At 59.3% G+C, this 24,240-nt stretch carries 19 protein-coding genes and 1 riboswitch (1 of these 20 running past the window's edge); of the genes, 10 read left to right on the top strand and 9 right to left on the bottom strand.

Going from position 1 to position 24,240, the window contains the following annotated elements; translation table 11 throughout:
• The first annotated feature begins 14 nt into the window (after nt 1–14).
• Both ftnA and I6L48_RS03450 read left to right on the top strand, forming a co-directional pair.
• Entirely contained in the window at nt 15–539 is a 525-nt protein-coding gene (gene ftnA / locus I6L48_RS03455) for a non-heme ferritin (protein ID WP_010672333.1), read from the top strand.
• Nucleotides 540–701: 162 nt separating this feature from the next.
• A complete protein-coding gene (locus tag I6L48_RS03450; RefSeq protein WP_045522679.1) occupies nt 702–1,886 on the top strand; it encodes an NAD(P)/FAD-dependent oxidoreductase in 1,185 nt (394 codons plus the stop codon).
• Nucleotides 1,887–2,102: 216 nt separating this feature from the next.
• Here I6L48_RS03450 and I6L48_RS03445 read toward each other — a convergent pair whose 3' ends face one another.
• Nucleotides 2,103–3,323 carry an MFS transporter gene (locus tag I6L48_RS03445; RefSeq protein ID WP_039040678.1) on the bottom strand — a complete coding sequence of 407 codons (1,221 nt, stop codon included), beginning with the start codon at nt 3,321–3,323 and terminating at the stop codon, nt 2,103–2,105.
• A gap of 211 nt (nt 3,324–3,534) precedes the next feature.
• Between I6L48_RS03445 and leuE the strand changes: the two genes are divergently transcribed.
• Nucleotides 3,535–4,173: a leucine efflux protein LeuE gene (leuE, locus tag I6L48_RS03440; RefSeq protein WP_010672336.1), complete on the top strand. Its 639-nt coding sequence runs from the start codon at nt 3,535–3,537 to the stop codon at nt 4,171–4,173.
• A 34-nt stretch (nt 4,174–4,207) separates the two neighbouring features.
• On the opposite strand, the gene I6L48_RS03435 is transcribed toward leuE, so the two are convergent.
• From I6L48_RS03435 to I6L48_RS03415, 5 genes are all read right to left on the bottom strand, one after another.
• Nucleotides 4,208–4,780: a fimbria/pilus periplasmic chaperone gene (locus I6L48_RS03435; protein ID WP_367949433.1), complete on the bottom strand. Its 573-nt coding sequence runs from the start codon at nt 4,778–4,780 to the stop codon at nt 4,208–4,210.
• 154 nt (nt 4,781–4,934) lie between these two features.
• On the bottom strand, nt 4,935–6,542 hold the full coding sequence (locus I6L48_RS03430; RefSeq protein ID WP_162726131.1) for a hypothetical protein: 1,608 nt from the start codon (nt 6,540–6,542) through the stop codon (nt 4,935–4,937).
• A gap of 157 nt (nt 6,543–6,699) precedes the next feature.
• On the bottom strand, nt 6,700–9,144 hold the full coding sequence (locus I6L48_RS03425) for a fimbrial biogenesis outer membrane usher protein (protein ID WP_225159632.1): 2,445 nt from the start codon (nt 9,142–9,144) through the stop codon (nt 6,700–6,702).
• A 79-nt stretch (nt 9,145–9,223) separates the two neighbouring features.
• The gene (locus I6L48_RS03420) at nt 9,224–9,883 is read right to left on the bottom strand and encodes a fimbria/pilus periplasmic chaperone (protein ID WP_113069349.1); all 660 of its coding nucleotides are present in this window, start codon (nt 9,881–9,883) and stop codon (nt 9,224–9,226) included.
• Nucleotides 9,884–9,942: 59 nt separating this feature from the next.
• Nucleotides 9,943–10,515 carry a common pilus major fimbrillin subunit EcpA gene (locus I6L48_RS03415; protein ID WP_113069350.1) on the bottom strand — a complete coding sequence of 191 codons (573 nt, stop codon included), beginning with the start codon at nt 10,513–10,515 and terminating at the stop codon, nt 9,943–9,945.
• Between the two features lie 587 nt (nt 10,516–11,102).
• Here I6L48_RS03415 and I6L48_RS03410 point away from each other — a divergent pair.
• Nucleotides 11,103–11,645 carry a response regulator transcription factor gene (locus I6L48_RS03410; protein ID WP_254203229.1) on the top strand — a complete coding sequence of 181 codons (543 nt, stop codon included), beginning with the start codon at nt 11,103–11,105 and terminating at the stop codon, nt 11,643–11,645.
• Nucleotides 11,646–11,722: 77 nt separating this feature from the next.
• The gene (locus I6L48_RS03405; RefSeq protein WP_254203228.1) at nt 11,723–15,322 is read left to right on the top strand and encodes a transporter substrate-binding domain-containing protein; all 3,600 of its coding nucleotides are present in this window, start codon (nt 11,723–11,725) and stop codon (nt 15,320–15,322) included.
• A gap of 31 nt (nt 15,323–15,353) precedes the next feature.
• On the opposite strand, the gene I6L48_RS03400 is transcribed toward I6L48_RS03405, so the two are convergent.
• The gene (locus I6L48_RS03400) at nt 15,354–15,794 is read right to left on the bottom strand and encodes a hypothetical protein (RefSeq protein ID WP_113069352.1); all 441 of its coding nucleotides are present in this window, start codon (nt 15,792–15,794) and stop codon (nt 15,354–15,356) included.
• 161 nt (nt 15,795–15,955) lie between these two features.
• Between I6L48_RS03400 and I6L48_RS03395 the strand changes: the two genes are divergently transcribed.
• The 3 genes from I6L48_RS03395 (at nt 15,956) to I6L48_RS03385 (ending at nt 19,654) form a co-directional block, all read left to right on the top strand.
• Complete coding sequence (locus tag I6L48_RS03395; protein ID WP_042016184.1) at nt 15,956–17,629, top strand: sensor histidine kinase; 1,674 nt, start codon at nt 15,956–15,958, stop codon at nt 17,627–17,629.
• On the top strand, nt 17,623–18,351 hold the full coding sequence (locus I6L48_RS03390; RefSeq protein WP_113069354.1) for a LytTR family DNA-binding domain-containing protein: 729 nt from the start codon (nt 17,623–17,625) through the stop codon (nt 18,349–18,351). Before I6L48_RS03395 ends, I6L48_RS03390 begins: the two co-directional genes overlap by 7 nt.
• Nucleotides 18,352–18,460: 109 nt before the next feature.
• On the top strand, nt 18,461–19,654 hold the full coding sequence (locus I6L48_RS03385; RefSeq protein WP_069651565.1) for an MFS transporter: 1,194 nt from the start codon (nt 18,461–18,463) through the stop codon (nt 19,652–19,654).
• 72 nt (nt 19,655–19,726) lie between these two features.
• On the opposite strand, the gene I6L48_RS03380 is transcribed toward I6L48_RS03385, so the two are convergent.
• Nucleotides 19,727–20,851 carry a 5-(carboxyamino)imidazole ribonucleotide synthase gene (locus I6L48_RS03380; RefSeq protein ID WP_113069355.1) on the bottom strand — a complete coding sequence of 375 codons (1,125 nt, stop codon included), beginning with the start codon at nt 20,849–20,851 and terminating at the stop codon, nt 19,727–19,729.
• Nucleotides 20,848–21,357 (bottom strand): 5-(carboxyamino)imidazole ribonucleotide mutase, encoded by a 510-nt coding sequence (gene purE / locus I6L48_RS03375; RefSeq protein WP_029313402.1) that lies wholly within the window; start codon nt 21,355–21,357, stop codon nt 20,848–20,850. Before purE ends, I6L48_RS03380 begins: the two co-directional genes overlap by 4 nt.
• Before the next feature lie 207 nt (nt 21,358–21,564).
• Nucleotides 21,565–21,743: riboswitch (cobalamin riboswitch) on the top strand.
• 51 nt (nt 21,744–21,794) lie between these two features.
• On the opposite strand from purE, the gene I6L48_RS03370 reads away from it, so the two are divergent.
• Both I6L48_RS03370 and murI read left to right on the top strand, forming a co-directional pair.
• Nucleotides 21,795–23,660 (top strand): TonB-dependent receptor, encoded by a 1,866-nt coding sequence (locus tag I6L48_RS03370; RefSeq protein WP_042879289.1) that lies wholly within the window; start codon nt 21,795–21,797, stop codon nt 23,658–23,660.
• Between the two features lie 108 nt (nt 23,661–23,768).
• A protein-coding gene (gene murI / locus I6L48_RS03365; protein WP_010672351.1) for a glutamate racemase crosses the window boundary here: on the top strand, nt 23,769–24,240 show its 5' portion. The gene runs 317 nt beyond the window's last position; 472 of the gene's 789 nt are visible here — the first part of the coding sequence; the start codon lies at nt 23,769–23,771; its stop codon lies beyond the right edge, outside the window.

Genomic DNA, 24,240 nt, shown 5'->3' with positions numbered 1-24,240 from the left:
AGTGGAGAATCATCATGTTGGCCAAAGCCATGATCGAGAAGTTGAACGAGCAGATTAATCTTGAATTCTATTCCTCCAACCTCTACCTGCAGATGAGCGCCTGGTGCGAGGACAAGGGGTTCGAGGGGGCCGCCACCTTCCTGCGCCAGCATGCGGTCGAGGAGCGCCAGCACATGGAGCGCCTGTTCACCTACGTGAGCGAGACCGGCGCCATGCCGGTACTGGGGGCTATTGAAGCGCCTCCCCACGAATTCAAGTCCCTGGGTGACATCTTCCGCACCACCCTGGAGCACGAGTATCACATCACCAAGTGCATCAACGGTCTGGCCCACGTCGCCTTCACCACCCAGGATTACTCCACCTTCAACTTCCTGCAGTGGTACGTGGCCGAGCAGCACGAAGAGGAGAAGCTGTTCAAGAGCATCGTCGACCGTCTGAGCCTGGTGGGCGAGGATGGCAAGGGCCTCTATTTCATCGACAAGGAGCTGGCCGAGCTGGCCAAGGGCGCCCCGGCCAGCATCATGGACGGCAACGCCTGATAGTCGTGGACACTTAGTGTTCAGTCAGTACAATGACGGCCCCTTGTAAAGGGGCCGTTTTCTATTTGCAGGTGTCCTTGTACCGCTGTGCTGGTGTCTGCCGGGTACAATCACGGTCCTTTAAGGTAAAGGGGCCGTTTTTCTTTTGATGGGTGAGTGACGATGAAACAGGTGGATGTGGTGGTGATCGGTGCCGGGGCGGCCGGATTGATGTGTGCGGCCCAGGCTGGCTACCGGGGTCGCTCCGTGCTGGTGCTCGACAACGCCAAGAAGCCGGGCCGCAAGATCCTCATCAGCGGCGGCGGTCGCTGCAACTTCACCAATCATCAGGCGGGTCCCCATGCCTTCCTTTCGGCCAACCCCCACTTCTGCAAATCGGCGCTGGCGCGCTATACCCAGCAGGATTTCATCGATCTGGTGGACAGGCATGGCCTGAACTACCACGAGAAGACCCTGGGCCAGCTCTTCTGCGACGACAGCGCCAAGGATATCGTCGACATCCTGCTGACCGAGTGCGACTGGGCTGGCGTGACCCTGCAGTTCCAGACCGAGATCCTCACCGTCAGCAAGACAGATGAAGGCTTCGTGCTCGACACCAGCAAGGGGGAGATCGCCTGCTCGTCGCTGGTGGTCGCCACCGGCGGCCTCTCCATGCCGAAACTCGGTGCTACTCCTTACGGCTTCAAGCTGGCGGAGCAGTTCGGCCTCACCGTGTTGCCGACTCGCGCCGGGCTGGTGCCCTTTACCCTGCATCAGGCCGACAAGGAGGCCTTCGCCGATCTGGCGGGGGTCAGCCTGCCGGTGGCAGTGACCGCCGAGGACGGCACCCGCTTCAAGGAGGCCATGCTGTTCACCCATCGCGGCCTCTCCGGCCCCGCCATCCTGCAGATCTCCTCTTTCTGGCTGGCGGGGGAGAAGATCCACATCAACCTGCTGCCGGATCTCGACATTCCAGAGACCCTCAAGACCTGGGCCCAGGCCCATCCTGCCCAGGAGCTGAAAACCGTGCTGGGGCGCGAGCTGCCCAAGCGTTTCGTCGACAAGCTGGTGGAGCTGGGATGGCTGGTGAGCAAGCCGATGCGCCAGTACAACGAACGGGAGCTGGAGGCGGTGGCCACCCTGCTGGGGGATTGGCAGATCCTGCCCAACGGCACCGAAGGGTATCGCACCGCCGAAGTGACCCTGGGGGGAGTGGATACCAACGCGCTTTCCTCCAAGACCATGGAGGCGCGCACCGTGCCCGGCCTCTACTTCATCGGCGAAGTAGTGGACGTGACCGGCTGGCTCGGTGGTTACAACTTCCAGTGGGCCTGGTCGTCGGGCTGGGTGGCAGGCCAGTACTGCTGAGGGATGCCGCGGCGGCCCCGTCAGCGGCCTCTCGGGTGACAACTTCCAGTGGGCCCGGTCGTCGGGCTGGGGTGCTGACAAAGAGGCTCGGCGGATGAGTCCGAGCGGATCGGGCCGTGTCAGGCGGCCCGAGTGATGGAACCAGACGCGGCCTGCTCAGGCCGCGTTTTTTATGGTCGGTCGACTCGTCCGTCGACGCTGGCGGCCGCTTGGCCTCTAGCCTCTCCTGATATTGGGCAGGAAGGCGGTCAGCAGGCCAATAAGGGGCAGATAGGCGCAGACCTGATAGACGGTTTCGATGCTGGTGGCATCGGCCAATTTGCCCAGCAGGGCGGCCCCTATCCCTCCCATGCCGAAGGCGAAGCCGAAGAAGAGGCCGGAAATGGTGCCGACCTTGCCGGGTACCAGATCCTGGGCGTAGACCAGGATGGCGGAGAAGGCCGACGCCAGGATGAGGCCGATGACGATCGACAGCACCGAGGTCCAGAACAGGTCGACGTGGGGCAGCAGCAGGGTGAAGGGAGCGACGCCGAGGATGGAGATCCAGATCACCCGCTTGCGACCGATGCGATCGCCGAGCGGCCCGCCGAGCACTGTCCCTGCCGCGACGGCAAACAGGAAGGCGAACAGATAGAGCTGGGCGCTCTCCAGCGACAGGTGGAACTTGTCCATCAGGTAGAAGGTGTAATAGCTGCTCAGGCTGGCCATGTAGAAGAACTTGGAGAACATCAGCAGACCGAGGATAGCCAGTGACCAGCCAATCTGGCGGCGGCTCAGGCCGGTGCCAGCATGGGCCCTCATCCGCCGATGGAAGCTGGCGGCATGGTGGCTGGACCAGCGGCCGACGAAGCTGAGCACGATGACCCCGATGAGTGCGAACAACGAGAACCAGGCCGCACTGCCCTGTCCCTTCGGCACTATGATGAGCGCCGCGAGCAGGGGGCCGATGGCCGATCCCAGATTGCCGCCGATCTGGAACAGAGACTGGGCCAGACCGGGCTGGTTGCCGGCCGCCATGCGGGCGACCCGGGAAGATTCCGGGTGGAAGACGGAGGAGCCCATGCCGATCAGCATGGCCGACAACAGCACGGCGCCAAAGCTGCCTGCCTGCGACAGGTAGAGCAGCCCCACCAGAGTGAAGCCCATGCCCAGAGGCAGGGAGTAGGGCATGGGTCTGCGGTCGGTATAGAGGCCGATCAGGGGTTGCAGCAGCGAGGCCGTGAACTGGTAGGTGAGGGTGATGAGACCTATCTGGGTGAACGACAGATCGAGCCCCAGCTTCAGGAGGGGATAGATGGCCAGCAGTACCGACTGCATCATGTCGTTCAACAGGTGCGAGAAGCTGATGGCGGCGATCACCGGATAAGCGGTGGTAGTCGGGTTGTCCACCGCGGGCGGGGCGGTGATCGGGGTGTCGGTACTCAAGGTCTTGTCCATGGCTGGGGTATCACTCCCTCTACCATGCCCTATCCCGGCGTATCTGGACATAACCAAAGTGGGCGAACGCCCGGATTGCGTTCGCGTGGCGCGCAGGCCGTTCATGCTGACGGCGTGTGGATGGCTGGTCAGATCTTGTGCTTGGCGCGGGGCGGATTAGTATAGAAGGCCTGCCGCCGTTATCCGGCTCATCACCCGCCATGGAGGGAACATGTTCGAAAGCCTGGGTGTCATCAACGTCTGGACCTATCTGGTCGGTCTCTTCTTCATCATCATCGCCCCGGGCCCGAACTCCCTCTACGTGCTGCGAACCGGTGCCGTGCGCGGCATAGGCCCGGGTTATCGCGCCGCCCTCGGCGTCTTCGTCGGCGATGCCATCCTCATTTTCTGCGCCTATCTGGGGATCGCGTCCCTCATTCGCACTACCCCATTGCTGTTTACCCTGGTGCGCTATCTGGGCGCCATCTACCTGCTTTATCTGGGGGTGAAGATCCTGCACGCGAACTTCATCGCCAAAAAGGCGGGACCGGCGTCCGAGATGGATCCCGGTGAGCGCTATTTTACCAAGGCCCTCACCCTGAGCCTCACCAATCCCAAGGCGATCCTGTTCTACGTCTCTTTCTTCGTGCAGTTCATCGACTTCAGCTATGCCCACACCTGGATCTCCTACCTGGTGCTGGCTGGCATGCTGGAAGCGATGAGCTTCGTCTACCTGACCCTGCTGATCTTCGGCGGTACCCTGATGGCCCGCTTTTTCCGTCAGCGCCAGACGGCGGCCCGTCTCGGCAACGGCCTTATCGGCCTCTTCTTCATGGGGTTTGCGGCCAGGCTGGCGACGCTCTCCTCCTGACCCCGGGGATTGCTGACCGTCCGGTGTCGGGCACCTAGTCTGGCCAGCAATCCTTGCCCACCGGGATGAAGCGGGACTGGTAGACGATGAGCTTCTGGTTGCCCGGCTGATTGAGCCGGGGATTGTGGTAGGTCTCCCCGGGCAGCAGGTACTTGCTGTCCGCCTCGCTGTCCGCCTGCTGGCAGCCCCGTTTCACCATGAACTCGAAATAGGTGTTGCCGGTATTGGTGATGGTGCTCTGTGCCGGGTCCAGCTGGTATGCAAAACGTGACTGACGCGGGCGCACCACCAGGATGGACTGCAGTTCAATCTTGATGTCCATTGTACCCTTATGGTGTCCATTCTTGTCGCTGCCAGCCAATGCAGCCGGTGTTTCAACAAATGTCACGCGGTAGTAGCGCTCTTGAGCGTCAGATACCCCTTTGTAGTAAAACTTCACGTTCTGTTGCTGCTTGGCATGCAGCACAAAACGCTTGGGTGAATAGAGCAGTTCTCCAGGGGGCATGGGCTGGAACTTGCCGTTGGCCGTAGGATTACTGATCCTGTTCGCCTGAACCTCATAAATTTTGGGCGTAGTACCATCATTCTTGATGGTACGAGAGAGCATCTTGTCAGAGGGTTCCAATACTGCTGTCATATGCCCGATATCAAGGGCCAAGACAGGCAGTGGAAAAAGAAAAATAAATATAATTAATAAGTGCATATAGTTGTCTTCTTATAGAACATTTTCTCTTTAGATATGGGGGATGTTTAGTCATATATCATTTCCAAATTCCCTTTACTTGAATGGTTCCGCTTTGATGAACCTCTCCCTCCCATTCAAAGCCCTCAGTGGTTCTTCTTGCCGAAGGCGATTTCAGGTCAAACTCTAGCTTTATATCATAGCTCTGTGTGAGACCACCCTTGCCATCAAGGTCTGTCCAAAGTATTGGTGGGGTGGACGATTTCATTCCAAGCTCTCTCATGTTTATTGGTATTGCATCACATTTTATTGGTGCATTGATAACGCCATTATTACCTTGTAATACAATTTTGGAATGTATGGCAACGGCATTTCTTATATCGCTATCGTAGCTCGGATAAAAGGTACAGAGTCCATTGTATGTGAGGCCTGTATTTTGTCGGAGAGAAATGTCAATGGATTCTGCATTAGAATAGCCACTTTCAGTAATTACATACTCAAATGAGAGATTCTCTTTTCCTACAGTAGCGACTTTATGCGGGTGAAGTTGTCCATCTGCAGATGAAATTGCTATGTGAGGCTTTCTGCTTACCAACTCTATATTAGAAGAGCCAAAAAATTCATAAAATCCGCTACCTGGTGAAACCGCATTCCGAACATTGAATTTTATTAGTTTTGATAACTTGTCCTGATATCCATTAGCGAGGAGAATAGTTAGCATTTTTTTAGAAAGATATACATGGATTCCTACATTATTTCCATTAAGTAGTTCACGAAAAGGTAGTTGAGCACCTATATTATACCAAGTGGTTTTATTGAAACTGACCTTGATGTCACCAGGTGACATTTTTGATGAGATATTTCCATCAGTTATTGAAGCAATAAGAGATAAATTGTCTATCCCCGCAATTCCTCCATTCTGGTAGTCCAGGTTTATATGTTTGCATACGACACCGTCTTGCTGGACCTCACAGTCTTGTGAGCCCGGCAGCAGGATAGTTTCCCCATTACTTGTCAACATCAATACAGACCTTGAGTTCACGGGGGCGAATTTTAAATGTGCTTTCTTGGTGAGGGTCACTTGAGTTCTTTCCCATAAGGAAGTCCCACCATTAACATCTTTACAGGGGGTGTTCCCGGTAACGGTTGTATAGCAGCGATTCATCGTATCAGTATATGAAGCACCAATTGGCAGCTGTAAAAGATAATTCGCCAGTGCCATGCTTATTTTTGGGTTGAGGGCGTGATCGGTATTTCCACCCATGGATACGGCACTGTTGATTGTAAAGCCTGACGTGGTTCTAGTTGTGGAGTTGGGGTATCTGATAGAGTCAATGCAGTCAGACAAGTATTTCCAGCAGTGCAGACCATCATACGGCCTGTCTACCGGTGAAGACTCGCTCCATACTGATATTCGATAATTACCTCTTGGTGGGAATGACTGGTCTCCACCATCTGATATATACACCAAGCCACTATGTTCTGGGGCACTAGTGAAAGCCGTAGAGCCAGTCACCCTTGTTCCATTGGTGAATGTAGTAAAATATACATTCCCCTCAATGAGATTATCCATGACGAGAAAGTCAGCACCGGTAGCCGGTCTGTTCTTGACGGTAAGCCCCATGACAGGAAATGTGAAAAAGACAAACAGCAGAGCCGTTAAATTTCGTTTTCTCAGAGGGTTCACAGTTTCATGTTCTCCATAGACAGGTAGCAATACTATAGTGTGTAAAAAGCGATAAGATATTTCATTCCTGAATGGCGAAATACTTTATCGATAACTGATATATGATGTGTAATCATTATCTGGTTAATCGGTTGTCAAAAATGGCAAGTATTTCTGATTAGTTCATCGCAATGATGTAAGTCGGCAGACCGAGGCAGATCACATCCCCCACCCAAGCGGCTCCACTTTGCTTGGCCAGATCCAGTTCTGCTTCGCAGGTGTTGTTGCCCTGTCGGAAACTCAGGACTGGGTTGGCTTTGTCTACATCCAACGAGAATTCACCAGCATCATTGGTGATCGTGGTCCCAATATGGTTATCGATCCTAGCATTGGCAATTAGGCTACCGTCTTCGGCTCGAATAATGCCAAACACTGTGACCATCTCCCTGACCGAGTGGGAGGCATCTACTCGGGCAACATTGCCGGGAAACAGGGTGTAGTTCTGCTTGCCGGTATTGATCTCGTAGCTGTCTTTGGCTGTCTTGCTGTTGAGCAACTCGACTTCATACTCCTGGAAAGGCGAGAGGGCGACGAAGGTTTTGTCACCTTTGAGGGGGTATTCTTGGCCATTGATTCTGGCGAGCATCTGCCCCTCCTTGCCAATACCTGTATCGATGAGCAGGCCAGAGCCGGCGTGGCTCTGACTCGAGGCCAAGATCTCGTCTCCAGTGGTGATGATGGCTCCTCGGGCGATCAGGTTACCGCTCACATCCCCACCCTGGTTACGGCCCATGGTCAAAGTGCCCCCGGTGAGTTTGTTCTCGAAGCCCAGAGTGCCGGAGAGGCTCAGGTCACTGCCTTGTGCGTCCTGGAGCGCCTTGGTGGCCTGGAAGGTGGCGGTATTGATGAACCCCTCCATGCGTTTCTGGTAGTTGAGGTTGGCCGTTGTCTGACCCTGTTCGTTGCTGCTCATGCCAAAGCTGAACAGATTGTCGAACGGGATGGAGTAGTCCAGGGTGATGCTCTTGTTGCTGAATCCATTGAGTGTGCCACTGTCGCTCTGCAGGCTGGCGCGCAGCGACAGGTTGCCGTATCGACCCGCATAGAGGTGCTGGTAGTAATCTATATAGCTGCGATCGCTGTTCATCTGGCGATCGTGCAGGGTGTTGAAGGTCAGCTGGCCCATGCCGCTGACCCAGCCACCCAGATTGATCGTGATGCCGGCAGAGTAGAGCTCGGTTGCACTCACTCCCAGGGCACCGCCTGCATTCAGTTTTTCCTGGCTGACCCACAGGGAGGCATTGTCATGGGCTTGCAAGGAAAGGCTGGACGCCAGCCGCCAGGAGTGATCGGTGGACAGCATGCTTTGCAACTGGGTGCCGAGGCGATCGGTGACCTGCCAGCTTGCGCGCGCCTCGCCTACCGCCGCATCCTCGAAGGCATAGGTAGTGGTGGCCAGTTCAAGGGTGTCCAGCGAACGCGCCAGCGACACGCCAAACAGGGGGGAATCGCCGCTGTTCTGGGTACCTTCCATCATGCCTCCCCACCATTGCCAGCCCCACTCCCGGGTAAAACCCGGGTTGCCGCCCAGCTTGGTGACACGCTGGGTGGTCGTGCTGGTCAGCCGTCCGTCCACATGGACTTCGACCGTGACGTTGTAGACCCCGTTGGGGAAAGCTGAGGTATCCAGGCTCTGGTTGCCTATCGCCAGGTTTTGCAGGCCGATCAGGCGTCCATCCCGATAGACTCTGGCCTCGCCATTGGCGGGCATGAAGACTTGTAGCGGCGTGGTCGATTCGTTGGCCGTCTGTTTGCGAGACTGCGCCTGGTTGCCATAGGATGCCCCGTAGATACGGCCCGTGGTCAGGCCCGTCACCACCCCCAGGGTCTGCAGGTCCCATGTCGAGACCATGCCTGCTGCGATGCGGCGATCATCGAGATCCCGTTCGTACATGGCGCGGTAGATATCGCCGCTCTGCTCCGGCTCACCCAGGTTGTAAAGGGAGGCATCCATGGCGACATGATGGGCACCCAGCCCGACTGTGCTGTCCAGTTGCAGGAAATTGGAGTCGCTGTGACCGCTTTGCGGGTTGTTGATGAAGGAGTAGCCCAGATTGTAGCGATGCACCCCCGTCAAGGTATCGACCGTCGGGGTCAATGCCACCCGGTTGTCTGGCTGCCTGGCCCGGCCAAAGGCTTCCCGTGACACCCGAATGGTCAACAGCATGGCGACGAGGTCCAGCTGCATGCTCGCATTGGCATCGAGCCGCAGGCTGCCATCGGCAGAAAAGGTGCGTTGCTGCTTGCTGGAGAGCATGGCGGTGAGGGCTTCGTTCAGCAGGCCTTGCTGCTGGCCGGCACTGAAATCAAGGTGCAGCAAATGCAGTTCGCCGTCCTGGAGCAACAGGGTGGCGTTGCCGATGGCGTCATCGGTCAGGGTGTCGATCCGATGGTCCTCATCCGTGTATTGGAGGCGCACCGGCACCGCCAGCCCCTCTTCCAGTGCGCTGGCAAAGCTGGCGGGAATGATGACGTTGGCGATCCTGAGGGGGGCTGTGGCGCTGGCCGGGGCTGACAGCACGATCAGCCATGAGAGCGGCAGCAGCCAGGCTTTCTTCAACATATCGAGCACCATGGTTCCAGATGTGGGCAACGGGGGAGCGTCACCCTGCAAGAGGGCGAGGGCAGTACCGTTCCGGGGGTTATTTGACGACGACGAATTCCTGACCCAACCAGAGCCCCAGGTGGCTCTTTGGATCGCGCATATTGACCTGCTTGAACCGGCGTTGCTTGCCCGGCAGGTCGTAGTAGGTTTCCTTGCACAGCTCCTCGCCTTTCAGGCAGGGGCCATACGCTACCGTGCGATAGGAGGCATTGCCCTGGTTGGTGAGCGTGTCGTCCTTCAGGTCGTAGGCGAACCGGTGCTGGCGTGGTGTTACTACCAGAATGGTGCCTATCTGTGCTGACGTGGTGGCAACCGCCTGGCGGCGTTCGTTGCGCTGATCGTCGACGGAGAGCGCTGTGTCCAGCCAGCGGATGCGGTAGTAACGCTCCTTGTCATCCTGCGGGCCCTTGTAAAAGAACCTCACGTTGTTTCTGGCATTGGCGGGCAGCATCAGCCGACTGGGTGACAACATCAGCTCGCCGCTGACTTCCATGGGGATCTCCTGCCCTCCCTCTTCCGGTGAGGTGATGCGTGTCACGCTGATCGTGACCAATCTGGCCTGGTCGCTGCCATTTTCAATCTGTTTGGCGACCTCCTGGCTGCCTGCATCGATGAAGGTGGTGACGGCGCCGACATTGATCGCCTGGCTGATGCCGGGAATGAGCAGCAACCATATGGCTATGATTTTCAGATTCATGGGATGTCTCGAGAGTAAAAAGGGCCCCGCAGGGCCCCGAATGGTATGCGGTGAATGACTCAGACCCAGTTCGCCACGAACTCGACGTTGACTTCGCCGCTCCACAGGCCATCCGGCAGGGCGTCAAAGGTGGTGCTGCTGCCGTTGGCGGTGGCGCTCTCGATGTTGAAGGTGAAAGAGCCCTGGGCCGTGGTGCGCTGCGCATCGTTCTGGAAGCCGTTGGCGAGGGGGGAGATATTGCCCCCGGTGATGCCGGCCGCCGTGTCGATCAGGGTGGTATAGGCGGTAGTGCCGACCGGGGCGCCGCCCCACAGCACGCCCACGTCGACGGTGGAGTCGCCGCTCAGGTGATTCAGGGTGCCGTTGAGCTTCTTCGCCTTCAGGGTGAAGGAGGTGGCGCTGGCATCTCCCTTGATGCTGACATCGAACAGGCCGTTGACGGTGTTGAACCCCTTGATCCCTTCGGCATATTGGAAGGAGAGGCTGGAGAGCGGGGTGACAATCAACTCGGAGGTGGTGTCCTTCTTGGCGGTGGCCTGCCAGGTAGCCACGGCGGAGGCTTCCACGGCGGCATGAGCGGTAGCGGCAAAGCCCAGACCGGCAACTGTCAGTGCAATCAAAGTCTTTTTCATCTTGGTATTTCCTACACGTTTCTCGATAGGTGGCGCAGGCCACCCGGTTGATTCATTGCCCGCCATGGGCATGTCGTTGCCCCCGGTGACGATTTGACCAAGGGAGGCAGCCGGCCCTGGAACATGTTGTTCCTCGGACCAGCTCGTTTTTTCGTCGACTAAGATAGCGATAGGACTTGCCTGGATCGATCGAATGCTGTGTAGGAAAAATCTCAAAGGATGATGGGGCGCAAACTTTATAAAATAATTGATTTCCCTTTCCTTTCAGTGGCTTGTCGTGTCTCATGTATTTGATTTATATGTTTTTTCGGTCTTTTATTGCGGGAGGAAGAGCACAGGAAAAACCGGGAAGGAGGGGACATCAACGAGGGAGGGGACCCGGCCACCATCAGGCTCCATACGAAGCAAATAAAATGCAATATATTGATAAATATATAGAAAATAAATGAAGCTATAATGGTGATTAACTTGAGAATGCCATTTTTATATTTATTTAACATATTGAAAACAAGAGCAAGCTGTATGGTGTCGTTGCTTGCTTTGTAGTTAATATGCTCGTCGGACAGGGCTGAATAACGGATCTATATATGGCGAAGGTATTGATAGTTGATGATCATCCAGCAATAAGAATGGCCGTGAACATGTTGTTGAAACAGGAAGAACATCATGTGTTAGGCGAGGTTGATAATGGTGTCGATGCTATCGCCATGGCCAGGAACACCCATCCAGATATTGTCATTCTTGATATTGGAATACCTCAGCTTGATGGCATCGAAGTGATAAAGAGAATCAAGATGCTGGATATTGGTGCCAAGATTCTGGTGCTGTCTGCACAGTCCACCCACCATATTATGGTGCGGTGCCTGCAAGCTGGCGCCGAGGGGTTCTTGTCCAAGCTGGATGATTTGTATTTGCTGAAGGATGCGATCGCAAAAATAGAGAAGCGGCAACTCTATTACCCCCGTGACGTCATCGCCGGCGCCAGGCATGCCCATACGGTCGATCGGGAAGATCTGCTGTCGACCCTCTCTTCCCGCGAGATGAGCGTGCTGCTGCAGATTTGTCAGGGCCATGCCAACAAGCAGATTGCCCAAAGCATGCTGCTGAGCGAGAAAACCGTCAGTACCTAGAAGACCCGGTTGATGAAGAAACTCAACATCACCAACATCGTTGATCTGATCAGTCTGGCCAGACGGCAGAAACTGCTGTGAACAGGGCGAAATTGCTGTTGCTTCTGCTGGCGCTGGTCTGGGTGTGGCCGCTGGCGGCCCGGGAACCGGAAGAGCCCCTGCTGCAAGTCTATTCGCGGGATGGCGGGGAATACCTCGATGCCAGCCCCTTGCCGCTGCATGGGGAGGAGTGGCGCTGGTTGCAGGAGCGCGAGCGGCTGATCCTGGGGGTGCCCAGACCTGACAACCCGCCTATGGACATCACCCTGAGGGCGAATGCTTATGAAGGGGTGACGGCCGACATCGTCGGCATGTTGACCCATCTGCTGCACATCGAGATCCTGGTGAAGGGATATCCCTCCAGGGCGGCTGCCATTGAAGCGCTCCAGCGGGGGGAGATCGATCTGCTGAGTACCTCCAATTCCTATGAGCGGGAACAGCATCTTCTGCTGACTGACAAATATATTGCTGACGACCCTGCCATCTATAAAAACATTCAGGTCAAAGAGCGAGAAATAAGAACAATAGCCGTGCCGGAGTATTATTTGCCGTTCATGGATATCATGCGTTATCTATCTGACTACAAAATTAAAATATACCCGTCCCGCTATAGTGCATTGTCCGCGGTGGCATATGGTCAGGTTGATGCCGTCATGGTGGACATGATCTCCGGCAATTTCATCGTCAACAAGTTCTATCAGAACAGCATTCAATTATTGAAGCCGCTCTATATCGATACCGCCGGTTTTGCCTTTGCCCTCAACCCCAAGGAGCGACGACTCAAGAGGATCATGGATATCGCGCTGGGGGAGATCCTTGATGGCAAGCGAGCGGAAGTGGCCAAACGCTGGAATGGGGGCGGTCTCTCCATCGGTGCCAGCAGGATCGACCTGAGCCGCGAGCAATGGAAATGGCTGGGCAAGCGGGAGAAAATCCGGATTGCGGTGAACAGCGGCATCCCGCCCCTCAGTTTCTATGACGTCACCGGTACCATGCACGGCGTGGTCGCCGATCTGCTGCAGGTCATGCGGGCCAAGCTGGGAGTGGAGCTCGAGGTGGTGCCAGTGAAGACACCGGAGCAGATGACCCAGTTGCTGGATAGCGGCCAGGTGGATGCGGGAGTGTTGAGCCCCTCTGCCGAGCGCAGGAGCCGCTATCTGTTCAGCCGGGCCTTTGTCCTCGATCCCCTCTCCTATGTGGTGGGGCTGCGCCACCGGGAGGTCCCCCCTGCATCGCTGCTCAAGACCGGTACCGTGGCCATGGTCAGGGGCTTTATCTCGACCCAGGCCATCGAGGCGGAATACGGCAAGCTGACGTCGCGGCAGTTCGATACGATTGAAGACGCCATGCGTTGTGTGGCGACGGAAGTGTGCGATGTGACCATACTGCCGCTGCGGGTGGCCAAGTACTACGTCAACAGCAAATTCCCCGATAGCCTGCTCATCACGGGAGAGCTGTTCGATTCCATCCCCATCGGTGCCGCGTTTGCGGTCACCCCCGCGCATCCCGTACTGCGGGACATTCTGGACAAGGTGATTGCCATCATTCCGCCGGATGAGCTGGAAGGGCTCTCCAACCGCTGGCGGGTCAATGTCAAACAGGAGAGTGTCTCCTGGCAGGAGTTGATTCAGGAGTTCGGGGCCTTTATCGCCTTGATCCTGCTGCTGACCATCTGGGTTGGCCTGTGGGGCCTGTCCCTGCGCAAGCAGATCCGCGAGCGGCGGCTGGTGGAGGGGGCGCTGAGCACCCAGCTCAAGTTCATCGCCGATCTGGTGGACGGGACACCTCACCCCATCTATGCGCGGGATCTGAACGGGACCCTTGTGCTGTGCAACAGCAGCTATGCCAGCTTCCTTGGCGAGCCCAAGGTCGGTCTGCTCGGCACGGGCCTGGACGACGCGCGCACGCGTTGGCCTTTTCTTGCTCCCCTGCACGGGGATCTGATGCTTTCCTGTGACAGCCGCCGCGCCCAGGAGGGGGATCACCGTCTGGTCCTGCCGACGGGCGGGGTCGACGTCTATCACTGGGTTCAGCCTTACTACGATCTGGACGGCAATGTGCAGGGGGGGGTGGGAGGCTGGATCGACGTCAGCGAACGGGTACGCCTGCTCGATGAGCTGGCGGTGGCCAGCCAGGAGGCCCAAGAGGCAAACCGTGCCAAGAGCACCTTCCTCGCGACCATGAGCCACGAGATCCGTACCCCCATGAATGCCATCATCGGCTTGCTGGAACTGGCGCTCAAGCGGGGTCGGCTGCACGAGGAGGATCAGGCCTCCCTCGCCATTGCCCATGGCTCGGCCAGCGATCTGCTGAGCCTCATCGGCGACATCCTGGATATTTCCAAGATCGAGTCTGGCCGGTTTGAACTGGCTCCCGAGCCCCATGACATCGTGACCCTGACAGCGTCGGTCATCACCGTATTCACTGCGCTGGCGAGGCAGAAAAACCTGCGGCTGGAGCTCGTCACGGGCAATCCTTCCTGGGTGCAGATCGATGGTCTTTGTTACAAGCAGATCGTCTCCAACCTGATCAGCAACGCCATCAAGTACACCGAGCGCGGGTCGGTCACGGTGACGCTGGCCTCCCGGGTCAGCGATGGCTGGTGTACCGTGCAGCTCACCATTCTGGATACCGGAATCGGCATCGATCAGGCCGAGCAGGCCAGGCTGTTCGAGCCCTTCAGCCAGGCCAGCCAACCCGAGAAAATCCAGCAGTCGGGTACTGGGCTGGGTCTGATGATCTCCCGCTCCCTGTGCGAGACGATGGGCGGCTCCCTGCAACTGGAGAGTGCGCCCGGGCAGGGGACCCGGGTCAGTATCGAGATCAAGCTGCCGGTGGCCGATGCCGTGGCGATGCCCGCCACGCCTGCACAGGAGCCGGTGGTGGAGCCGGGGCGGCGACTGAAGATCATGGTCGTGGACGATCATCCAGCCAACCGGTTGCTGGTCAGCCAGCAGCTGGCCTATCTGGGCCATGACGCCACGGCCGTCGAGTCGGGGGAAGAGGCGTTGCGGCTGCTGATCGGAGCCAGGGTGGATGTCATCATGACCGACTTCAACATGCCCGGTATGAACGGATTCGAGCTGGCTCGTCAGTGCCGGGAGCTGGAGCGGCTGCACGGCTGGCGACGCACCGTGATCCTCGGGCTGACGGCCGATGCGCGGCAGGAGCAGATCAATGAAGGGCAGGCGGCAGGGATGGATGACTGTCTCTTCAAGCCCGTCGGACTGGAGGCGCTCGATCACTGCCTGCGTCGGCACATGCAGCGGGAAGAGCAGAGTGAGATGCCCGCCTGCATGGAGGAGATCCGGCGGTATCTGGGGCCGCTGACTGCACACCAGTCGACCCTGATGGTGCCTCTGTTAGCCGAGTTCGTGCGGGCCAGTGACGACGATATCGCGGGATTGCAACGGGCTGCGGAGGAGGGGCATGTTGGCCAGTTCATCGACCGCATACATCGCCTGAAAGGGGGCGCCAGAATAATGGGCACTCTGAAACTGGTGGCGACCTGCAGCGAAATAGAATCCTGGGAGCTCGATCAGGCCAGGCTGCCCGAGGCGCTGGCCCGTTTGCAGCAAGAGTACGAGGTCGTTCGGCTGGCAGCGACCCAACTGCAGGTGATGGACGGGGAGGAATGAAGGCATGGGAACATGCCTTCGGATCCTGTGGTCAGCCCAGCCAGTACACCATCAACTCATAGGCGGCGTCGCCCACCTGGTCCGGTCTGGCTGACGGGGCCTGATAGCTGAGGTAATAGCGGGTCGCCTGCGCCAGGGGGAGGGCGCGGCTTGCTTCGAGGGGTTGTCCGTTGAGCGCCAGCGTGATCCGGAGATCATCCTGCTGTGGCAGGGAGCCGTAGAGTGCGCGGGCTTGCAAGCGATAGGTGGTGTTGAAATCCGGGTGGCCCAGGTCAGCTGCGAGGATCTGGACGGGAGCCTGTGCCGGATCCGAATTGATGGCCTGGAGGCCTGGGTGGGTAAGCGCTACTTCCATGTTGGTCTCTTTGCTGGCGGTGGCCCGCCAGTTCAGCTGGCTCACCTGCGTATTGGCGTGAACGGCGGCACTGCTGCAACCGATCATCACTGCCAGCACCATGCTTTTTTGAAACATAGTTATCTCCTTTGTCGGACTGGGCCCTCCTTGGCGAGGGCCTCCTCTTATCGGCGCTTTCCCCGAAAGCTGAACCGCTCTCCCCGGATTCGCCCATGAGTCGGCGGCAGATAAGGGGTATGATCCGCCCCCTGGCGCCATGCCATTGACGGAGGAGAGCCATGCTCGAAAATCAGATGATGTTGTTGGCGGTGTTTGAGCGGGCGGCGCTGATGCTGATGACGCTCTTTCTTCTCACCCGCACCCGGCCGTTTCAGCGATTGTTCCAGAAGCGTGACCACACTCCGGCCGAGCTGGTGCTGGTGGCGGCCATCTTCTGTCTGTTCGCGGTGTTCAGCACCTACACCGGCATTCCGGTGGAGGGGGCCCTCATCAACGTGCGGATCATCGCCATCATCTCGGGCGGCATCCTGTTCGGTCCCTGGGTCGGCATTCCGGCCGGGGTCATCTCGGGGCTGCATCGCTACCTCATCGACATGGATGGCCACACCTCCATTCCCTGTCTCATCGCCAGCATCATCGCCGGCCTGCTCGCCACCTGGCTGCACCTGCGCTGTCGCAAGTCGCGGCTCTGGCTCTATGGCATCCTGGCGGGCATGGCCTGCGAGGGGCTGACCATGCTGCTTATCTGGCAACTGACCGAGCCCCATGCGGTAGGTGTGGAGATTGTCAGTCATATTGCCTACCCGATGATCGCCGGGGCGCTCTGTATCGGGCTTATCATCAAGCTGGTGCAGGACCTGGACGACGAGAAGGAGCTGATTGCCGCCAAGCAGGCCAAGCTGGCGCTCGACATCGCCAACAAGACGCTGCCGTTTTTCCAGAACATCGATCGCCACTCCCTTAGCCAGGTGTGCGGCATCATTCGCAGCGAGATCAGCGCCGATGCGGTGGCCATCACCGATACCCGCGACGTGCTGGCCTATGTGGGGGTGGGCAAGGATTACTACGAGCTGGACGAGCACCACGCCATCAGCGACATGACCCACAAAGCGGTGCTGCTCGACCAGATCATCATCAACAACGATCTGCGCCAGTATCACCTCTCCGATTTCCATTCGGTCATCATTATTCCGCTGCGGGAAAACGGCGCCGTCAGCGGCACCCTCAAGATCTACTACCGCCGCACCCACAGCATCACCAGCTCCCTCAAGGAGATGGCGGTGGGCCTCTCCCAGCTCATCTCCACCCAGATGGAGGTGTCGCGCATCGAGCAGCTCAAGGAGATGACCCGCAAGGCGGAGTTCACCGCGCTGCAGAGCAAGATCAATCCCCACTTCCTGTTCAACGCCCTCAATGCCATCTCGTCGCTGATCCGCATCCGTCCCCAGCAGGCACGCCAGCTGATCGCGAACCTCGCGGATTACCTGCGCTACAACCTCAACAAGGGGGACACCCTCATCGACATCCAGGAGGAGCTGCAGCAGGTGCGCGACTACGTGGCCATCGAGCAGGCCCGCTTCGGCGACAAGCTGGAGGTGGTGTTCGAGGTGGACGACGTGCATATCCAGGTGCCGAGCCTGCTGTTGCAGCCGTTGGTGGAAAACGCCATCCTGCACGGCATCCAGCCCCGCAGTGCGCCGGGTCGGGTCACCATCGAGGTGAAGCAGCTGGCGGGCGGCATCCGGGTCGCGGTGCGCGACACCGGCTACGGCATCAGCCAAGCGGTGATCGACGGGGTCGCCGCCGGTCGGGTGGAGAGCCGCAGCATCGGTCTGATGAACGTGCATCAGCGGGTCAAGCTGCTCTATGGCGACGGCCTGCACCTCAAGCGGCTGGAGCCGGGGACCGAAGTCTGTTTCTATCTGCCTGATCAGGAGGCAATGCCATGCTGAAAGCGATCATTGTGGAAGATGAGTATCTGGCCCGCGAGGAGCTGGCCTTTCTGGTGGGGCAGCACAGCAACATCGAGATAGTGGCGAGCTTCGAAGACGGGCTGGAGGCGTTCAAGTATCTGCAGGATCACGAGGTGGACGTGGTGTTTCTGGATATCCAGATCCCCGCCATCGACGGCCTGCTGCTGGCCAAGAACCTGCACAAGTCGAGCCACCCGCCCCACATCGTCTTCGTCACCGCCTACAAGGAGTTTGCGGTGGAGGCGTTCGAGCTGGAGGCATTCGACTACATCCTCAAGCCCTACAACGAGCCGCGCCTCATCAATCTGCTGCAGAAGCTCGAACTGGCGGGCAAGTCCCAGCCCCAGGGTGCGGAGCCCGGGACGCTACAGAACCGCACCGTCAATCTGGTGAAGGGGGAGCGCATCATCGTCACCCCCTGCGAGCAGATCTACTACGCGGAAGCCGACGAGAAGCTGACCCATGTCTACACCCGTACCGATCGCTACGTGATGACCATGACCCTCAGCGAGTTCGTCAGTCGGTTGCCTGCCGAGGGGTTCTTTCGTTGCCACCGCTCCTACTGCGTCAACATCAACAAGATCCGCGAGATAGTGCCCTGGTTCAACAGCACCTATCTCATCCGGCTCCATGACCTGCCGTTCGAGGTGCCGGTCAGCCGCAGCAACATCAAGGCGTTCCGTCAGCTGATGCGGCTCTGATTGTCATTCATTCCCGCCGATCTGCATTTCATGCCGTAATCGGTCGGCGGGAGCGGCGTCTTGCCTATAGTGGCCCCAGTTTCCTTAAGGCCATTCCTCGAGACGCATCATGACCATCGATCTGAATCGCACCCGCTACCTCACCCTGTTGGGGACCATCATCACCCAGTTCGCGCTGGGATCCGTTTACACCTGGAGCCTGTTCAACGCCCAGCTCTCTGACAAGCTGGACGAGCCGGTGAGCCAGGTCGCCTTCGCCTTCGGCCTGCTCAGCCTCTCCCTGGCGGTGGCCTCCTCCCTGGCAGGCAAGCTGCAGGAGCGGTTCGGGGTGCGCAACGTCACCCTGGGCGCCGGCGTGCTGCTCGGCATCGGCTTCTTCCTCACCGCCCATGCCAGCAACCTGGCGATGCTCTACCTCTGCGCCGGCATCCTGGTCGGTTTTGCCGACGGTACCGGCTACCTGATGACCCTCTCCAACTGTGTGAAGTGGTTCCCGGAGCGCAAGGGGCTCATCTCCGCCTGCTCCATCGGTGCTTATGGCCTCGGCAGCCTGGGTTTCAAGTACATCAACCTGCTGCTGCTCTCCAGCAATGGCCTTGAGACCACCTTCCAGCTGTGGGGGCTGATCGCCATGTCCATGGTGCTGGTGGGTGGCATGCTGATGAAGGATGCGCCCCAGCAGGCCTCCGCCGTGCAGCAGAGCGAGAATCGCGACTTCACCCTGGCCGAGGCGATGCGCAAGCCGCAGTACTGGATGCTGGCGCTGATGTTCCTCACCGCCTGCATGAGCGGTCTCTACGTCATCGGCGTAGCCAAGGACATCGGCGAGAAGATGGTGGGCTTGCCGGCCGTGGTCGCCGCCAACGCCGTCGCCATCATCGCCATGGCCAACCTGGGCGGCCGGCTGGTGCTGGGCATCCTCTCCGACAAGATGTCCCGTATCCGGGTCATCACCATCGCCCAGTTGATTACCCTGGCGGGCATGGCGCTGCTGCTGTTCGTGCCGCTCAATGCCAACCTCTTCTTCGTGGCAGTGGCCTGCGTGGCGTTCAGCTTCGGCGGTACGATCACCGTCTACCCCTCGCTGGTGAGCGACTTCTTCGGCCTCAACAACCTGACCAAGAACTACGGCGTCATCTACCTGGGCTTTGGTCTGGGCAGCATCATCGGCTCCATCGTGGCCTCCCTGTTCGGCGGCTTCATGGCGACCTTCAACCTCATTCTGGTGTTGCTGGTGGTGGCCCTGGTGCTCTCCCTCACCATCCGCCTACCGGCTCCCGTTGCGGCTGTCGACAGGGCCTGACCCCTCTCGCTTCTCAAGTCATAAAAAAAGACCCGGGCCTTGGCCCGGGTCTTTGCATGTCAAGGGGTGGACTCAGCGCGGAGGCAGACCCAGCAGGGCGCGCAGCTGGTGCGCGGTGGCCTCGACCGCCGCCCAGTCGCGGCCAGTGACGGTGACGTGGCCCATCTTGCGGCCGGGGCGGGCTTCGCCCTTGCCATAGAGGTGAAGGTGCACCCCGGGCAGGGCCAGGGCGCCGGCCCAGTCCGGCGTGCCGTCTTGCCACAGATCCCCGAGCAGATTGAGCAGGATGGAGGGCTGAACCTCTGCCTGTACCGGCAACGGCAGATCGCACAGGGCGCGCACCTGCAACTCGAACTGGCTGCAACCGGCGTTATCGATGCTGGGGTGGCCCGAATTGTGGGGCCGGGGGGCCATCTCGTTGACCAGTAGCTCACCGCCGACCAGGAAGAACTCCACCGTCAGCACGCCCACATAGTCGAGGGCGGCGATGATGTGCTCGGCGATGCGCTGGGCCTCGCGCTCCAGGGCGGGCACATTGGCCGGGGAGCGGGTCTGATCCAGGATGCCGCCGCTGTGCCAGTTCTGCACCAGGGGCAGTGCACTGATGGCACCGCTCGGACTGCGGGCCAGGGTGAGGGCAAACTCCCCCTCCAGTGGCAGGCGTTTTTCCAGCACGCAAGGGACACCGCTGGCGGCCAGGGCCGCTGGCAATTCGCCCGCATTGTGGATAGTCCACTGCCCCTTGCCATCGTAGCCCTCGCGGGCGGTCTTGAGGATGGCGGGGAAGAGGTCGCCGGGCAGGGCGGGCAGCGGCTCGCCCGGCAGCAGGGTCAGGTTCGGGGCAACCGGTACACCGGCGCGGGTCAGGAAGGCTTTCTCTTCCCGGCGATCCTGACAGACACGTACTGCGCTCGCGGCCGGGCGCACCGGCTTGTACTGCTCCAGCAGGGCCAGGGAGGCGGCGGGCACGTTTTCGAACTCGCAGGTGATGGCGTCGCAGCGGCTGGCCAGATCGCGCAGGGCATCGGCATCGTCATAGGCGGCAACGATCTGCTCGTCGGCGGCTGCACCGGCGATGCTGATGGGGTCCGGGTCCAGCACGATCACCTTGTAGCCGAGACGGTGGGCAGACATCACGAAGTAGCGGCCGAGCTGGCCGCCACCGAGCATACCCAAAGTGGCGGGGGGCAGTATCATGCCGGCTCCTCCAGGGTGAGCGCCAGCACCCGGTCGCGCTCCTTGGCGCGGAAGCCGTCGAGCTGCTGGTGATAACGGGGAGCGTCGCCATCCTGGGCGACAGAGAGCAGGGACACGGCGAACAGACCGGCATTGGCGGCACCCGCCTCGCCGATGGCGAAGGTGGCGACCGGCACGCCCTTGGGCATCTGCACGATGGATAGCAGGGAATCCATCCCCTTGAGCTGGCGGGTGGGGATGGGCACGCCCAGCACCGGGATCGTGGTCTTGGCGGCCAGCATGCCCGGCAGGTGGGCTGCGCCGCCGGCGCCGGCGATGATGGCGCGCAGACCGCGATCGCGCGCACTGGCGGCATATTCAAACAGGAGATCCGGGGTGCGATGGGCGGATACGACGCGCGCTTCATAGGGCACGCCGTGCTCCTTGAGGATGCGGGCGGCGGCCTGCATCACGGGCCAGTCAGAGTCGGAGCCCATTACCAGGCCGATCATAGGGGGGGTCGTCATTACGGCTTCCTCGGATGTCAAACGTTTGCCGCATGTTACCAAAAAGCCGTGGGATCTGGCTCAACATTTCTTGTTTTTGACCCTCTCGAATGACGGTCAACGAGCCTCAAGGTATGAGAGGGGGCGAGGATCTGCGCCACTTGGCACCGGCTTTGGGTAAAAACGACATTAGAAATCCAGATGGCTATACATCCAAGACAGCTCTGCCTATAATCCCCCCGCTTTGGCGCATCATGCTTAAAAGGGAATCCGGTGAGAATCCGGAGCTGGCGCGCAGCGGTAAGGGGGAACGAAGCGACATCAGGGCACTGCCGTCAGGTGGGAAGCCGTCGCCGTAGGCCATCAGCCCCCAAGCCCGAAGACCTGCCAAAGTTCGTATTTCGGGCCGAGAGAAACCGGCCACGAAGTAGATGCTTACGCGAACTTAAGGATCTCTCATGTCCAAGACATTATTGGCGGCTGCCCTGTTGCCAACGGCTGCCTTTGCCCAACAACTGACCATCCCCGTCAATCCCACCATGGTGGTGACCGCTACCCGTGTCGCCCAGCCTGCCTCCAGTGTGCTGGCTCCCGTCAACGTGGTGACCCGTGACGAGATCGATCGCCTGCAAGCCCAGACCGTGACAGACGTGGTCAAGACCCTGCCCGGCGTGGAAGTGGTCAGCAACGGCGGCCGTGGCCAGCTCAGCTCGCTGCGGGTACGTGGTGGCACCTCTTCCCAGACCCTGGTGCTGGTGGACGGGGTGCGTAGCGCCTCTCTGACCGCCGGGATGACCGAGCTCAACAACCTGCCCCTCAACCAGGTGGAGCGGATCGAATATATCCGCGGTGCACGCGCCACTATTTATGGGTCCGATGCCATCGGTGGGGTCATCAACATCATCACTCGCCCGGACCAGGGGACCAATCAGCACAAGTTCAACCTGGGCGCGGGCTCCCACAAGCAGCGTCAGGCTGCTTTCAGCAGCGCCAGCCAGGTGGGTGATGCGGGTCAGATCAAGGTCGCTGGTGGTTTCGATGACGAGACCGGCTACAACGTGCATCCCATCGTCGGGGTAAACGATGGCGACAAGCATGGACACCGGGGCTATAACGCCATGGTGGATTATCAGCAGGCGCTGGCCAGCAACTGGGATCTGTTCGGTACGACCCGCTGGTTCCGCAACATTGCCCAGTACGACAGATCCTCTGCCGCTTCCGCCTGGGGTCCGGCGTTTCATCAACGCAACGAGACCTGGACCGAGAACCAGAGCTACCAGCTCGGCTCCCGCTATCACGACGAGCGCTACCTGAGCGAACTGCGCGGCGCCTTCTCCAAACAGGATGCCTACGACTACCCGGATACCAGCGGCCGCGATCAGTCCGCTGATCGACTCTATACCCGTCAATACACCCTGAACTGGGTCAACAGCGTCAAACTGGACGAGAGCTGGACCCTGGGGGGGGGCGCCGACTGGCAGCGCGACATGCTGGACGATAGTTCCCGCTCCTCTGGCGTCGCCTTCCCGAGTGACGCCGATGAGCGTGACAACACCGGGCTCTATGCCCTGGCCCAGTTTGACAACCAGGTCTGGCAGGCCGAGCTGAGCGGTCGCAGCGATGACAACGAGCAGTTCGGACGTCACAACACCTGGCAAACCGGCGCTGGCTGGCGCTTCGTTGAGGATTATCGGCTCAGTGCCCGTTACGGCACCGGTTTCCGTGCCCCCTCCTTCAACGATCTCTACTACCCGGGGTCCGGCAATCCTGACCTGAAGCCGGAAGAGTCGAAAAGCCACGAGTTGATGTTGGACGGACAGACCGCTGGTGTGGAGTGGCGCTTGACCGGTTATCGCAACGACTTCGAGCAGATGATCCAGTGGGCACCGGACAGCCAGGGCATGTGGACGCCGCAAAACGTCGGCAAGGCGCGGATTGAAGGGGTTGAGCTGGAAGGGGAGTTCGAGACCGGTTGGCTGAGCCATCGCGTTTCCGCCGAATACAAGGATCCCAAGGACAAGGTCACCGACAAGCAGTTGCAGTTGATCTCCCGCAAGGGGGCCAAGTGGGTGAGCCAGGCGCAGTGGCAGCAGTTCGATGGCTCCCTGAGCTGGATCTACCAGGGTGAGCGTTATGGTGACGCGGCCAATACCACCCAGTTGGGCGGTTACAGCGTGTGGAACCTGGCGGTGGGCTACCAGGTTGCACCGTCCTGGAAGGTCTCCGGCAAGATCAGCAACCTGCTGGACAAGGAATACCAGACCTCGGTGGGTTACCCGGCTGACGAGCGTGCCTACTATGTGACGGTTGACTACGCACTCTGATCCCCTTGTCTGGATCTGAAAAATCAGGGGCCCTGCCATTGGCAGGGCCTTTTCTATTGGCGCCGGGCGGGAGTATGATCGCGGCCTCGCATTCAAGGGGGAGCTCAGGTGGCCAATATTCTCGTGTTCGACTCCGGTATGGGCGGTCTGACCGTCTATGGGGAGATCCGTCGCGCTCTGCCGGAGCACAACTATTTCTACAGTTTCGACAATGCCCACTTTCCCTATGGCGAGCTGAGTGAGGCGGCCCTCATCGAGGCTTGTACCGGACTGGTCAGCCACATGGTGGCCGAGCACGCCATCGATCTGGTGGTGATCGCCTGCAATACCGCCAGCACCATTGCCCTGCCATCCCTGCGTACCGCACTCAGCATTCCCGTGGTCGGCGTGGTCCCCGCGATCAAGCCTGCCGCCGCCCTGACCCGTAACGGCTACATCGGTCTGCTGGCAACGCCCGGCACCGTCAGCCGTGACTATACCCATGAACTCATCGCCCAGTTCGCCCCGGGCAAGCATGTGCTGCTGAAGGGGGCCACCGAACTGGTTATCGAAGCCGAGCGCAAGCTGGCGGGGTTGCCGG

The organism is Aeromonas sp. FDAARGOS 1418 (assembly GCF_019048585.1).
Taxonomy (GTDB): Bacteria; Pseudomonadota; Gammaproteobacteria; order Enterobacterales; family Aeromonadaceae; genus Aeromonas; species Aeromonas caviae.
Note: the sequence above shows the minus strand (reverse complement) of the source record. Positions and strands in the feature narration are given on the sequence as shown.

Excerpts from the sequence above, each read along its gene's own strand:
- I6L48_RS03390 (WP_113069354.1), top strand. The coding sequence starts at position 17,623 with ATGCTGAAAGCGATCATTGTGGAAGATGAGTATCTGGCCCGCGAGGAG.
- I6L48_RS03370 (WP_042879289.1), top strand. The coding sequence starts at position 21,795 with ATGTCCAAGACATTATTGGCGGCTGCCCTGTTGCCAACGGCTGCCTTT.
- ftnA (WP_010672333.1), top strand. The coding sequence starts at position 15 with ATGTTGGCCAAAGCCATGATCGAGAAGTTGAACGAGCAGATTAATCTT.
- I6L48_RS03400 (WP_113069352.1), bottom strand. The coding sequence starts at position 15,794 with ATGTTTCAAAAAAGCATGGTGCTGGCAGTGATGATCGGTTGCAGCAGT.
- I6L48_RS03450 (WP_045522679.1), top strand. The coding sequence starts at position 702 with ATGAAACAGGTGGATGTGGTGGTGATCGGTGCCGGGGCGGCCGGATTG.
- I6L48_RS03445 (WP_039040678.1), bottom strand. The coding sequence starts at position 3,323 with ATGGACAAGACCTTGAGTACCGACACCCCGATCACCGCCCCGCCCGCG.
- I6L48_RS03385 (WP_069651565.1), top strand. The coding sequence starts at position 18,461 with ATGACCATCGATCTGAATCGCACCCGCTACCTCACCCTGTTGGGGACC.
- I6L48_RS03395 (WP_042016184.1), top strand. The coding sequence starts at position 15,956 with ATGCTCGAAAATCAGATGATGTTGTTGGCGGTGTTTGAGCGGGCGGCG.
- I6L48_RS03380 (WP_113069355.1), bottom strand. The coding sequence starts at position 20,851 with ATGATACTGCCCCCCGCCACTTTGGGTATGCTCGGTGGCGGCCAGCTC.
- I6L48_RS03435 (WP_367949433.1), bottom strand. The coding sequence starts at position 4,780 with ATGCTCTCTCGTACCATCAAGAATGATGGTACTACGCCCAAAATTTAT.
- I6L48_RS03415 (WP_113069350.1), bottom strand. The coding sequence starts at position 10,515 with ATGAAAAAGACTTTGATTGCACTGACAGTTGCCGGTCTGGGCTTTGCC.
- leuE (WP_010672336.1), top strand. The coding sequence starts at position 3,535 with ATGTTCGAAAGCCTGGGTGTCATCAACGTCTGGACCTATCTGGTCGGT.
- I6L48_RS03410 (WP_254203229.1), top strand. The coding sequence starts at position 11,103 with ATGGCGAAGGTATTGATAGTTGATGATCATCCAGCAATAAGAATGGCC.
- purE (WP_029313402.1), bottom strand. The coding sequence starts at position 21,357 with ATGACGACCCCCCCTATGATCGGCCTGGTAATGGGCTCCGACTCTGAC.
- I6L48_RS03425 (WP_225159632.1), bottom strand. The coding sequence starts at position 9,144 with ATGTTGAAGAAAGCCTGGCTGCTGCCGCTCTCATGGCTGATCGTGCTG.
- I6L48_RS03420 (WP_113069349.1), bottom strand. The coding sequence starts at position 9,883 with ATGAATCTGAAAATCATAGCCATATGGTTGCTGCTCATTCCCGGCATC.